The organism is Brachybacterium sp. AOP25-B2-12, from assembly GCF_052378625.1.
In the GTDB taxonomy this organism is placed as follows: Bacteria; Actinomycetota; Actinomycetes; order Actinomycetales; family Dermabacteraceae; genus Brachybacterium.
Genome location: NZ_JBQSXW010000004.1, coordinates 1 through 12,384, shown reverse-complemented (window position 1 = coordinate 12,384; position 12,384 = coordinate 1). Strand labels below are relative to the sequence as shown.

11 protein-coding genes, 1 tRNA gene and 1 pseudogene are annotated in these 12,384 nt (G+C 71.3%); 8 read left to right on the top strand and 5 right to left on the bottom strand.

Annotation, left to right across the window (positions count from 1 at the left end; all coding sequences use genetic code 11):
* Positions 1–28: 28 nt before the first annotated feature.
* Positions 29–691, top strand: a complete 663-nt coding sequence (locus ACT3TZ_RS03985; protein ID WP_444582098.1) for a ThuA domain-containing protein — start codon at positions 29–31, stop codon at positions 689–691.
* 6 nt (positions 692–697) lie between these two features.
* Here ACT3TZ_RS03985 and ACT3TZ_RS03980 read toward each other — a convergent pair whose 3' ends face one another.
* The 4 genes and pseudogenes from ACT3TZ_RS03980 to ACT3TZ_RS03965 all read right to left on the bottom strand — a co-directional run bounded on the left by ACT3TZ_RS03980 (position 698) and on the right by ACT3TZ_RS03965 (position 3,318).
* Positions 698–1,480: an NAD-dependent epimerase/dehydratase family protein gene (locus ACT3TZ_RS03980; protein WP_444582097.1), complete on the bottom strand. Its 783-nt coding sequence runs from the start codon at positions 1,478–1,480 to the stop codon at positions 698–700.
* Positions 1,481–1,560: 80 nt separating this feature from the next.
* On the bottom strand, positions 1,561–2,778 hold the full coding sequence (locus tag ACT3TZ_RS03975) for a glycoside hydrolase family 32 protein (protein WP_444582096.1): 1,218 nt from the start codon (positions 2,776–2,778) through the stop codon (positions 1,561–1,563).
* An 83-nt stretch (positions 2,779–2,861) separates the two neighbouring features.
* Positions 2,862–3,119 (bottom strand): annotated as a pseudogene (locus tag ACT3TZ_RS03970) (hypothetical protein); the annotation flags it as partial.
* Positions 3,120–3,245: 126 nt separating this feature from the next.
* A tRNA-His gene (locus tag ACT3TZ_RS03965) sits at positions 3,246–3,318 on the bottom strand.
* Positions 3,319–3,511: 193 nt separating this feature from the next.
* On the opposite strand from ACT3TZ_RS03965, the gene ACT3TZ_RS03960 reads away from it, so the two are divergent.
* A complete protein-coding gene (locus tag ACT3TZ_RS03960; protein ID WP_444582095.1) occupies positions 3,512–3,823 on the top strand; it encodes a thiamine-binding protein in 312 nt (103 codons plus the stop codon).
* Between the two features lie 78 nt (positions 3,824–3,901).
* Here ACT3TZ_RS03960 and orn read toward each other — a convergent pair whose 3' ends face one another.
* A complete protein-coding gene (gene orn, locus ACT3TZ_RS03955; protein WP_444582284.1) occupies positions 3,902–5,755 on the bottom strand; it encodes an oligoribonuclease in 1,854 nt (617 codons plus the stop codon).
* Between the two features lie 179 nt (positions 5,756–5,934).
* Between orn and ACT3TZ_RS03950 the strand changes: the two genes are divergently transcribed.
* From ACT3TZ_RS03950 to ACT3TZ_RS03925, 6 genes are all read left to right on the top strand, one after another.
* Positions 5,935–7,206: a nicotinate phosphoribosyltransferase gene (locus tag ACT3TZ_RS03950; RefSeq protein WP_444582094.1), complete on the top strand. Its 1,272-nt coding sequence runs from the start codon at positions 5,935–5,937 to the stop codon at positions 7,204–7,206.
* Complete coding sequence (locus ACT3TZ_RS03945; RefSeq protein WP_444582093.1) at positions 7,203–7,859, top strand: isochorismatase family protein; 657 nt, start codon at positions 7,203–7,205, stop codon at positions 7,857–7,859. The genes ACT3TZ_RS03950 and ACT3TZ_RS03945 overlap by 4 nt, the downstream gene beginning before the upstream one ends.
* A 2-nt stretch (positions 7,860–7,861) precedes the next feature.
* On the top strand, positions 7,862–8,641 hold the full coding sequence (locus ACT3TZ_RS03940; RefSeq protein WP_444582092.1) for an NUDIX hydrolase: 780 nt from the start codon (positions 7,862–7,864) through the stop codon (positions 8,639–8,641).
* A 319-nt stretch (positions 8,642–8,960) separates the two neighbouring features.
* Positions 8,961–10,319 (top strand): APC family permease, encoded by a 1,359-nt coding sequence (locus ACT3TZ_RS03935; RefSeq protein ID WP_444582283.1) that lies wholly within the window; start codon positions 8,961–8,963, stop codon positions 10,317–10,319.
* A gap of 59 nt (positions 10,320–10,378) precedes the next feature.
* Positions 10,379–11,389, top strand: a complete 1,011-nt coding sequence (locus ACT3TZ_RS03930; protein ID WP_444582091.1) for a zinc-binding alcohol dehydrogenase family protein — start codon at positions 10,379–10,381, stop codon at positions 11,387–11,389.
* Between the two features lie 59 nt (positions 11,390–11,448).
* On the top strand, positions 11,449–11,595 hold the full coding sequence (locus tag ACT3TZ_RS03925) for a hypothetical protein (RefSeq protein WP_444582090.1): 147 nt from the start codon (positions 11,449–11,451) through the stop codon (positions 11,593–11,595).
* The last annotated feature ends 789 nt before the right edge of the window (positions 11,596–12,384 follow it).

The window sequence follows — 12,384 nt, the reverse complement described above, 5'->3', positions numbered from 1 at the left end:
AGACATCAGATTCGCGATCAGACACGCGGTGATCCTGAGCGGTCACGGGCGGTACGCGGACCCGTGGCATCCGTATCAGGAGACCAGCCGCCTCCTCGCGGGGATCGCCGTGCGCGCGGGATTCACCACCGAGATCGTCACCGATGTCGACGCCGCGCTCGTCCACGCGAGGACAGCGCCCCTGCCCGAGCTCGTCATCGCGAACCTGGGGCGCCCCGACGACCCTGAGGATCCGGACCAGGCAGAAGCTGCGCTCTACGGTCTGAGCCGCATCCTCTCGCGCACGCCGGTGCTGGCCCTCCACTCCGCGGCCAACGCCTTCACCGACTCCCGCACCTGGGGACCGGCGATCGGCGGACGTTGGGTCCCCGGTGTGAGCGGGCACCCTCCCCGCAGCGACATGACCGTCTCGCGCGCCTCGGTGCTGCCCGGCGTCACCGACGGCATCGACGACTTCACCCTCGACGACGAGCGGTACCTGGGCCTGCGCACGTTCCCGGGCAACCACGTGCTGTACACCCACCAGGACGAGAACGGCGGGGCGGCGCCCTCGGTGTGGGTGCGTGAGAGCGACGGGCCGCGGTGCGCCTACGACGCCCTGGGTCACGACGCACGCTCCTACGAGAGCGAGGAGCACCGCCTCCTGCTCACGCAGCTCATGAACTGGCTGGCCCCCGCGAGCCCCGCCTGAGCGCCCTCAGGACCCGGCCGGCCATTCGTCCGGCGCATCCTGCCCGCCCTCGACGACCGTCTCGGCGGTGCCCGAGGCCTCGGTCCACGAGTCCTGCGGCCGGTAGCCGAGATCCAGCATGGTGTCGGTGATGTCCCATCGACGGTTGGGGTTGTCCGAGATCGCGTAGTAGAGGCCGAAGGTCACCTCCGCCTCGATCGCGCTGCGCACGGCGCGGACGGCATCGGCCGGGGACAGCCACATGGCATGGAGCAGGTCGACGTCGGACTCGAGCGGATCCTCGCTCATCCACCCGATCCGCAGGGCGATGAAGTCCAGGCCGAAGGCGTCGTGGTAGTAGCGCCCGAGGGCCTCGCCGAAGATCTTGGAGACCCCGTACAGCGAGTCGCCGCGCTGCAGGTCCGTCGCGTAGACGGGCCACTCCTCGTCGCGGTCGTACATGCCCATGGCGTGGTTGGAGGAGGCGTAGACGACGCGGCGCACGCCCGCCTCCCGCGCGGCCTCGAGCACATTGCGGGTGCCGACGATGTTGGCCTGCAGGACGTCGTCCCACTCCGACTCGGGGGAGGCGGCGCCGGCCAGATGGACGACGGTGTCCACGCCGTCCATGAGGCCGAGGACCTGGGCGTAGTCGCCGAGGTCCGCCTTGCGCAGGACCTTCTCCTGCTCGGGGGTCCTGGGGGTCCGTCCGTGCTGGACGATGTCGTACTCGCCCGCGAGCGCGTCGACGAGGGCCAGGCCCACGCCGCCGGTCGCGCCGGTGATGAGGATGCGTCGTGTCGTGGTCATGCCTCCATCATGGGGCCCGGGCCTGGACGGGGCCAGGGCGGTGGACCGGGTGGTCGCGCCGCCCCCGATCCGCGGCGGCATCACGTCAGGGGGCGCATCGGGGACACCGTGAGGGAGAGGAGCGTCGCGGTGCCGCCCTCGGCGAACAGACCGATCCCGTCGTCCCCGTCGTGCGGGTAGACGAGCATGGTGGCGGTGGTGAGCCCGTCGTCGACGAACACCTCGACCGAGGACTCGTCGAGCAGGACGCGGAGCGTGGCGACGCCGCCCCGTCCGAGACGTGGTCCTGAGCGGCGCACCGCGAACTCCACGTCCTCCTCCCGCTCGGGGACCCGGAGCGTCTCGACCCCCGCGTGGGTGCGGTCCAGGAACACCTCGTGCGTCGTGGCATCGACGCCCACGTCGAACCAGTGCTCCTGGCCCGAGGCGCTTCCCATGAGGAGGCGCAGTCCCGCCCGCGTGGCCCCGCCGAGGTCGAGCTCCGCCTCGAGATCGATGCTGCGGCCCCGCACGTCCAGGGCGATCACGCCCTCGACCTGGACGTCCCGCACGACGATCGGCCTCTCGCGGAGCGCGTCGAGCTCGACCACGGGGCGCTGGGCCAGCACGGGGCCGTCCTCGTGCGTCCGCAGCGACAGCTCGCGGGGGACGCTGAGATGGTTCGTCCAGCCCTGGGTCGGCGCGGAGCAGGGATGGCGCCAGTTGCCCACCCAGCCCATCCAGACGCGGCGGCCGTCCGGGAGACCGGAGAAGGTCTGTGCGGCGTAGAAGTCCTGTCCCGCATCGGTGATCCGGACGAGCTCCGGAGGGGTAACGGGCTCGAAGCCGTGGCCGTCGAACTCCCCGACGACGTACTGCGCGGTGGACCCTCCGGTCTCCTCGCTGTCCCCGCCGCTCACGGAGAGCACCCAGAGCATCTGCGACGGGTCCCCGTCGAGGGGGAGGGGGAAGAGGTCCGGGCACTCCCAGACGGCCGAGTGCAGACCGTGGCCGTCGCCGAACTCCGAGGCGAGGTCCCACGTCAGGAGGTCCGGGGACCGGAAGATCCCGACGCTCCGACCGAGCGAGACCACCATCACCCGTGCCTCGGTCTCCGGATGCCGGAACACCTTGGGGTCGCGGAAGTCCTCGCGCCCCTCGCCGGGCAGCACGGGGTTGCCGGCGTACCGTGCGAAGGTCCGACCACGATCGGTGCTCGTGGCCAGGCTCTGGGATTCCCCGCCCTCGGTGCTCGTGTAGATCGCCACGAGCCCTTCCCCGCTGTCGCCGACGAGTCCCGATGTGTCGTCCGCGTCCACGACGGCGCTGCCCGAGAGGCCTGTCCCAGCGCGTCGTGCTCGAGCGCGGTGGGACGCTCCGTCCAGCGCACGAGGTCCGGGGCCACGGCGTGCGCCCAGGTGCCGTCCTGCTGGTGGAAGAGGTGGTATTCGCCGGCCAGCAGTACGAGCCCGTTGGGATCGGCGAGGCGCCCACGTGAGGGGGCGTAGTGGTACAGAGGACGGAGCCGGTCCGTCGGGGCGTCTCCGTCCTCGGGTCCGGGCGCATCGTCCGCGTCGGTGCAGGCCGCCAGCGTCGCGGCGAGCACGGCGACCCCACCGCTCGTGCCGACCGTGCGGCGGCTGGGCCTGGGCAGGGGCATCGGGGTCTCCGTCGGCTCGGGGACGTGGTCACGGGAACGAGGTCCACGAACGGCGATGGGCCCCGGTACAGGTACCGGGGCCCATCATGTCCGGCGACTCGACGCGCGAGCCGGACGTTCCTTCGGGGTGATCGACGGGGCTTGAACCCGCGACCGCCTGGACCACAACCAGGAGCTCTACCAACTGAGCTACGACCACCATGTGCGGCGCGTGCACCGCAACGAGAGACCAGCATACCGGTCCGCTGCGCGGATCCGCGCCGTCACGATCGCTCTCGCCTGTGACACGCGTTGCATCGGGCGCGGCGGAGGACGATGGTGGGACCACCGTCCGGCTCGCCCGGACCGTCCGCCGCGGCTCGCCCGCCCTGCCCCGTCCTCAGGAGGACCCCATGCTTCTCGCCTTCTCCGTCGCCCCCTCCGGCACCGGCCGTGCCGATGCCTCCGTCCACGATGCCGTGGCCGCCGCCGTCAGGGTGGTCCGCGCATCGGGGCTGCCCCACCGCACCTCGAGCATGTTCACCGAGATCGAGGGCAGCTGGGACGAGGTGTTCGACGTCGTCAAGCGGGCGACGGAGGCCGTGCTGCCGTTCGGCTCGCGCGTCTCCCTGGTCATCAAGGCCGACATCCGTCCGGGGCATGACGGGGAGATCGACGGGAAGGTCGAGCGCCTGGAGCGGGCGATCGCGGACGCAGAGGGCTGAGCACCCATGGGGTGCAGAGCTGTCGCTGCGGGCTGAGCGGTCGCGGGGCCCGCGCGGAGTGCGCCGACCCCGCGTGGCTCAGCGCAGGTCGCTGTCGAGCAGGCCGTCCCGCAGCGCCGCGGCGAGCGTCGGGGTGACGGGCAGGCGCGGGAACAGTGTGGCCTGGAAGGCGTGGTAGACGTCGGGCTTGCCCGGCCAGGTCACGCCCTGGACCTGGTTCTCGCGGTCGAGCTCGTGGAACCACGAGCCGTTCTCGGCATCCAGCAGATAGGTGGAGACGTACTCCCACCACTGCTGGTAGCGGTCCGCCCAGATCCTCTGGCCGGTCACGCGGTACAGGGTCGCCGCGGCAGCCACGGCCTCGGCGGCCACCCAGTGCATGCGCTCGTGCGCGACGGGCGCGCCGTCCCAGTCCACCGTGTAGACGAAACCGGGCTCGCCGTCGATGCCCCAGGTGCCGGCGGCCTTGTCCATGAGCGCGGTCGCGGCCTCGAGCATCCACTCCGGTGCGGTGCCGTCCAGGGCGAGGAGGGCCGCCCGGCCCTCGAGCACCAGGCGCGCCCACTCGATCCAGTGGCCCACGGTCGCGCCGTAGGGGCGGAACGGATGGTTGGGCTCGTCGCGGTTGTAGTCCAGCAGGGGGTTCCACGCGGCGTCGAAGTGCTCCGGGAGTGCCCAGTCGTTGGCGCGGGCGAACTCGTCGATCGCGCGCGTCATGATCCCGACCGCGCGGTCCAGCCAGCGCCGCTGTCCCGTGACGTCCGCGGCAGCGAGCAGGGCCTCGACGGTGTGCATGTTGGCGTTGATGCCGCGGTAGTCCTCGAGCTCGGTGAACGAGCGGTCGTACACGTCGACGCTCAGGCCCGCCTCGGCGTCGAAGAACTTCTCGTCGAGCACCGCGAGGGCCTCGTCGAGCAGGCCTGCGGCGCCGGAGCGCCCGGCGGCGGTGGCCGAGGCCGCCGCGAGCACGACGAAGGCATGGGCGTACGCCTGCTTGGAGTCGTCGGTGGGCTCACCGTCGGCCACGGCGGAGAACCAGCCGCCGTGCACCGCGTCCCGGAACACGCCGCGCAGGGACGCGATGCCGTGATCGGCGAAGCGCCCGAAGTCGGGACGCCCCAGCAGGTGGCCCAGCGAGAAGCAGTGCGTCATCCGGCAGGTGATCCACAGCTCCGCGGGGCGCGAGAGGTCCGGGGCGCCCAGCTCGTCGAGCCAGGCGAAGCCGCCGTCGTCGCGCACCGACTCCGAGCCGAAGACGAGCAGGTCGTCGCCCTCGCCCTCGAGCCAGCTGCGGTGGACGCGGGTGTCCAGCCACGGCACGGCCGGATGCGCGGCCGGAAGCTCCTGGGCGTGGACGGGCCCGCCGTCGGCGGTGATCTCGAAGGAGCGCGCCGCCGTGCGGACCTCGTCGGCGGTGGGGCCGGGTTCGGCCACGAACAGGGTCGCGCGGTAGAACTTGAGCTCCTGGATCGACTCGCGGATGTCCGCGAGCGCGCGATGGCCGCCATGCTTGGCGGGGGTGTTGTGGAAGACGCGCGGGAACCAGCGCTTGGCCAGCTCCTTCAGGCTCGAGACGTCGATCGTGCGGTAGGAGAGCCAGTCGGCGAACTCCGGCACGTCCTTCTCGAGGAAGGCGCGATCGGTGCCCACGCTGTTGCCGGCCAGCGGGGCCTTGCCCGGCTCGGGGCAGTGCTGACGCACGTAGGCGAGGCACTCCTCCTGCGCGGCCTCGAGGGTCAGGCCGTCGGCGAGCTCCTCGAGGAGCCCGGAGGTGGTGTGCATCGTGCGCACGAAGTCGTTCATGCCGCGCAGAGCGGACTCGGGTGGGGAGATGACGACGTCGACGCCCTCTCCGAGGATGTTCAGATCGCCGTCGGTGACCAGGACCGCGATCTCGACGAGGGCGTCATCGCTCTTGTCGAGGCCGGTCATCTCGCAGTCGACCCAGATGATCCTGTCGCTGCCGTTGCCATGGGGAGTTGTCGTGGTGCTCACCGCGCCAGCCTATCGGCGCTCGGCCCGCGGCCGGAGGAGGGGCAGGGTCCGGATGCCCATGGTCAACCGCTCCGTCCCGTGTTAGCGTCACTGTGACACCAACCAGGGAGGCGCTCATGACGACCGCGCTGCTGACCGACATGTACGAGCTGTCGATGCTCGACGCCGCACTGGCCGACGGCACCGCCGCGCGCCCCGCCGTCTTCGAGGCGTTCTCCCGGCGTCTGCCGCCGGGGCGCCGCTTCGGTCTCCTCGCCGGGACGGGTCGGTTCGCGCAGCTGCTCGAGGACTTCCGCTTCGACGACGCGGACGTGGCCTTCCTGCGCGATCATCAAGTCGTCTCCGACCGGACCGCGGACCATCTCGCGGACTTCCGTTTCACCGGCACGGTGCGGGCGCTGCCGGAGGGGTCGGTGTACTGGCCCGGGACGCCCGTCCTGTCGGTGGAGGGGACGTTCGGAGAGGCGCTGATCCTGGAGACCCTGGTCCTGTCCGTGCTCAACCACGACACCGCGATCGCGAGCGCCGCGGCGCGGATGGTGATCGCCGCCCGGGACCGGCCCCTCATCGAGATGGGCTCGCGCCGGGTCCACGAGCGCGCCGCCGTCGCCGCCGCCCGCGCCGCCTATGTCGCGGGCTTCGCAACCACCTCCAACCTCGCCGCCGGCCGCGAGTTCGGGGTCCCTGTCGCCGGGACCGCCGCGCACGCCTCGGTGCTCGCGCGCGCCTCGGAGGCCGAGGCCTTCGCCGCGCAGATCGCCCAGTCGGGCCCCTCGACGACGATCCTCGTGGACACCTACGACATCGCCCAGGGCATCCGCACCGCCGTCGAGGTCGCCGGCCCCGAGCTGGGCGGGATCCGGATCGACTCCGGCGACCTGCTCGTCGAGTCCCGGAAGGCCCGCGACCTGCTCGACGAGCTCGGCGCGACGCGCACCGGGATCTCGGTGACCAGCGACCTCGACGAGTATCTGCTCGAGGAGCTGCAGGGCGCCCCCATCGACCGGTACGGCGTGGGGACCCGCGTCGCCACGGGCTCGGGCGCGCCGACTGCCGGAATGGTCTACAAGCTCGTCGCGATCGCCGGGGACGACGGCGCGATGCGCGCGGTGGCCAAGCGCTCCAGCTCCAAGACCTCGGTGGGCGGCGCCAAGACGCTCTCGCGCTTCGAGGACGGGCGCGAGGTCTGGACGCTCGACGGCACCGTCCCGGTCGGCGCCTCGCCCGCACAGACGGTGCTGGTCCAGGACGGCGTGCGGACGACCTCCGGCCATGGCACGCAGGAGGCCCGGACGCACGCCGCCCGGTCCCTGGAACAGCTTCCCGTCGAGGCGCGCAAGATCGCCCACGGAGATCCGTACCGGCACAGCGAGGAGTGGACGTCATGAGGGATCTGCTGGTGGTCGTGGACGTGCAGGAGGACTTCTGCGAGGGCGGGGCCCTCGGTGTCGACGGCGGCGCGGCCGTCGCGCACGACATCGGCGCCTTCCTCGACGCGCACGCTGCCGACTACCGCCTCATCGCGGTGTCCCAGGACCACCACCGCCCCGACACCGACAACGGCGGGCATTTCTCCGCGACGCCCGATTTCGTGGACAACTGGCCCGTGCACTGCGTCGCGGGCACCCCGGGCGCCGCGCTGCGCCCCGAGATCATCGCGGCCCTGGATCGCCTCGCACGGCGCGCGGACGCTCCGCCGGTGCTCAGGGTTCGCAAGGGGTACGGCCTGCCGTCGTACAGCGCGGTCGAGGGCGCGACCGGGGACCCGGCGACGGGGGAGTCGGGCGAGCCCTTCGCCGATGTGGTGGCCGACGGCGCCTTCGAACGGGCCGACGTGGTGGGACTGGCCTACGACCACTGCGTCGCCGCGACCGCCCGGGACCTGCTCCCGCTCGGACCCCGTGTGCGGATCCTGCGGGGCCTCACCGCGGCGGTCGACCCGACCGGCGCGGAGGAGCTCGGTGCGCGCCTGCGCGCCGACGGGATCGAGATCATCGAGCAGCCCGCCGGCACCGCCGGCCGGGACGACGAGGAGGAGTGATCATGGCAGGCAAGCAGGCACCCGAGGGATACGACCCCGGCGCGCACCCCCCGTTCGCCGTCACCGCGGACATCGTCATCATGACCATCCGGGACGGGGCCCTGCGGGTCCTCCTCGTCGAGCGCAGGAAGGATCCGTACGCGGGGTCGTGGGCCCTGCCCGGCGGCTTCGTGGAGATCGACGAGGACGCGCACGCCGCGGCCGTCCGGGAGCTCGCGGAGGAGACCGGGGTCGACGCCGAGGACTTCCACCTCGAGCAGCTCGCGACCTACTCGGCCCCGGACCGCGATCCCCGCATGCGCGTCGTCTCCGTGGCCCACCTCGCCTTCGCCCCCGAGCTGGGGGACGCCGTCGCAGGCTCCGATGCCGCCGCCACCCGCTGGTGGAGCGTCGATGACCTGCTGGCCGACCCCGACGCTCCCGCCCTGGCCTTCGACCACGAGGAGATCCTGCGGGACGCCCTCGAACGGGTGCGCGCCAAGCTCGAGTACACGACGCTGGCCTCGCGCTTCGTCACCGAGCCCTTCACGATCGCCGAGCTGCGGGCCGTCTACGGAGCCGTCTGGGGTCTGCTGCCCGCCCGGGCGAACTTCACCCGCAAGGTGCTCGCGACGGACGGGTTCGTGGTGCCGGCGGGCACCACGGGGGAGGCGAGCCGCTCGGGCGGTCCGCGCCCGACCCTGTACCGCCGCGGTCCCGCGACGGACCTGCAGCCGGCGCTCCTGCGACCCCGCAGCAAGGCCGAGGTCGACGCCGAGGACGCGGTGCGCGGAGAGGGCTGAGAGCCCTCGCACCTGCGGACCGACCTCGCACGAGCATGCGCCGAGCTGCCCTGCGCGCCGTGCGAGAACCGGGCGGCATCGACGGAGAGGCGCCGTTACCGAATCGTTGACCATGCGCTGACCTGCGACGACAGGGGTGAGCTGCCGGCCGGGTTCCCGGGAACGGTGCTCCCGGCCGTGCCGCGTTATGTACTGTCGTCCCAGCCGGTCACGACTTTGTCCTCAACGGGTGCGACCTTCGGCGCCGCGCACCGGAAGATGGTGTTCCCACCATGACCTCAGCAGAATCCTCCTCGACCATGACGGCCGCCAGCGGGGAATTGCGGCCGCGCACTCGACCAAGCTGAAGCGGACGGTCGGCACCACGCTCCTCTTCTTCTTCATCGTCGGGGACACCCTCGGCGCGGGCATCTACACCCTGTTCGGCGAGATGGCCGCGAACGTCAGCGGCGCCCTGTGGGCACCGCTGCTGGTGGCGCTGACCCTCGCGCTGCTGACAGCCGGCACCTACGCCGAGCTCATCACCAAGTACCCCCGGGCCGGGGGCGCCGCCCGCTACGTCGAGGCGGCGTTCGCCAAGCCGTTCCTCACGTTCCTGGTGGGCTTCCTCATGCTCGCCTCGGGCATCACCACCGCGGCATCCCTGTCCAACGCCTTCGCCGGCGACTACTTCGCGGCGATCCTCGACATCCCTGCCGTCCCCGTGACACTCGCCTTCATCGCGCTGCTGGTCGCCATCAACATCCGCGGTGTGCGCGAATCGCTCAGCGCGAACGTCACCATGACGCTCATCGAGATGACGGGCCTGGCGATCATCATCGTGGTCGCCGCCATGGTGTTCGGCAGCGGCGAGGGCACCCCCGGTCGGATCCTCGAGTTCGCCCCGGATGTCACCCCGATCGTCGGGATCTTCTCCGCCTCGATCATCGCCTTCTTCTCCTTCCTCGGGTTCGAGGCCGCGGCCAACATGGCCGAGGAGGTCAAGGACCCCACGCGCTCCTACCCGCGGGCCCTCTTCGGGGCGATCATCACCGCCGGCGTCGCCTACCTGCTCATCGCGCTCGGCGCGGCGATCGTCGTGCCCACCGACACGCTCATCGGCTCCACCGGACCGCTGCTGGAGATCATCACCGCCTCGGGGGTGGCCGTGCCCGGCTGGCTGTTCTCCATCATCGCGCTCGTGGCGATCGCCAACGGCGCCCTGCTGTTCCTCATGATGGCCAGCCGCGCCACCTACGGCCTCGCCGAGGCGCGCCTGCTGCCCCCCGTGTTCGGCAAGGTCCTCTCGGGCCGCCAGACCCCGTGGGTCGCGATCGTCGCCGTCGGCATCGCCGCGGCCGGCATGAGCTTCGCCGGCAACGTCGGCGAGCTCGCCTCGACCACGGTGTTCCTGCTCCTGCTGGTGTTCATCTCCGCCAACGTCAGCGTGCTGGTGCTCAAGAAGGACAAGGTCGCCCACAAGCACTTCTCCGTGCCGCGGATCGTCCCGGTCATCGCCCTGCTGGCGAGCGTCTTCCTGCTGTTCCAGCAGGAGCTGCGGATCTGGCTGATCGCCGGGGGCTACCTCGTCGTGGGTGTCGCGATCTACGTCGGCGCCCGCTGGCACGCGCGCCGCACGGGCCAGGAGCCGCCCAACACGGTCGCGGTCGGCGCGAGCGACGAGATCACGAACGACTGAGCGCGGACCTCGCCTGCCGGTTGCCCGCGTCGCCTTGACGACGGCGCGACGATGGAGTCATGACTCTCTCCCGCGCCCTTGGATATGCCGAGAACCTCCCGTCCGACGACGAGCACGCGATCATCACGCGCGACGTCGAGGTCCCTGCGCCCGGGCCGCGCGACCTCCTGGTCGAGGTCGTGGCGGTGTCCGTGAACCCGGTGGATGTGAAGCTGCGGGCGTCCGCGCCCGCCGCCGACGGCTTCCGGGTGCTGGGCTTCGACGCCGCCGGCGTGGTCCGAGAGGTCGGGGACGAGGCACAGCTCTTCCGTCCCGGGGACGCGGTGTTCTACGCGGGCACGATCGATCGACCCGGCTCGGATCAGTCGCTGCAGCTGGTGGATGAGCGCATCGTCGGTCGTCGGCCCCGGTCCGTGACGGCTGCCGAGGCCGCCGCCCTGCCGCTGACCTCGATCACCGCCTGGGAGGCGCTGTTCGATCGGCTCGCGCTCACGGCGCAGAGCGAGGGCACGCTGCTGGTGGTCGGGGCCACCGGCGGGGTGGGGTCCATGGTCCTCCAGCTCGCCGAGGCGATGCTCCCGGGGGTGCGGGTCGTCGCGACCGCCTCCGACCCACAGAAGGAGCAATGGGTCCGCGGACTCGGCGCCGAGGATGTGGTGGACCACCACAGGGATCTCCCGGACCAGCTGCGGGATCTCGGCATCGAAGCGGTCGACTGGGTGTTCACCGCCCACTCCGGGGGACAGATCCCGGTGTACGCGGAGATCGTGCGGCCCTTCGGCGCGATCGTCGCCATCGACGACGGCGCCAGGGACGTCGAACCGCTGAAGTCCAAGGGCATCGCCTGGCTGTGGGAGTTCATGTTCACCCGCCCGCTGCACCGCACGGACGACCTCGTGCGCCAGCACGAGATCCTGGACGCGGTGGCCGAGCTCGTGGACGCCGGGACCCTCCGGAGCACGCTCACCCGCACCCTGACGCCGATCACCGCCGCGACCCTGCGGGAGGCGCACGCGCTGGTCGAGACGGGGAGGACCGTCGGGAAGGTGGTCGTCGCCCAGGAGGGCTGACGCCGCACGACCGTCGTCGCGCGGATCGCTCCGGGCCCACGATGGGGGAGGGTGCCCCCATGCCGAGACCACGTGAGCGCAAGCACCCGATCCGACGGTTCCTGGGCAGGCTGCTGGACGGCGCCGATTGCTGCAGCGTGCTCACGGTGCTCGTGGTCGTCGGGAGCGCGGGAAGCTGGATGTGGTACTCCACGACCGTGGCATGAGAGCGACGTGCCCGACGGCCCCGCTGCAGACAGTGCCCCCACCCGGACTCGAACCGGGAACCGACGGATTAGGCGGTAGGGACCCTCGTCATCTCATCACTGCAGGTCAGGGGCATACTGGTCGCATTCTACAACGAGGTAACCACTTGGTGTGAATCTGCAGGTGTAATACCGTAATTGCCTTCGTTGCTGCTCTGACTTCGTGGGGTTTCGACGTCGTTTTCTCGTCGTCTCTACGGTGACATACCTGCAGGTCAGACTGCAAATCGCAGTCCTCATTAGGGTCTCGGCGTGTCCCGTGAAACCTGGAGCGTCGACGTGTAGACATGAGGACGCGGCCCCCGTTGATCCCGGATTGCAGTCCGGGCGGAGGCCGCGTCGGAGATCACTTCATGCGCCAGAGTACAACCGGCGCGCGCGTCATCGCATCCGGGCGCGCCGCCTCCACTGACCCGCTTGTGTCCGCGCATCCGTGCGCGTCGACGCGCACGCGGGTCGACGCGGAGCGAGTCCTCATACTCCTTCAGGTCCCTGCCGAGGGTGCTCGTGCCCTCGCCGTCCGCGACGTAGCTCTGAGCGTCGGTCTCTCGGTTCCTGCAGCCGGGCAGAGGATTCGTGACCTCCTGGGACTATCCCTTGCCGAGCTCCACCCTCCAACCAAGAACTCTGCGCGGGTGGTCGCAACCCGCGACGATCCGCTGTTGGATGCGCGGCTCGTCGAGCCTCTTCTCGCATGGGATGAAAGGGCTTCGGAAGTGTTGCCCGCTCTGAGGGCACTGATCGATGCTC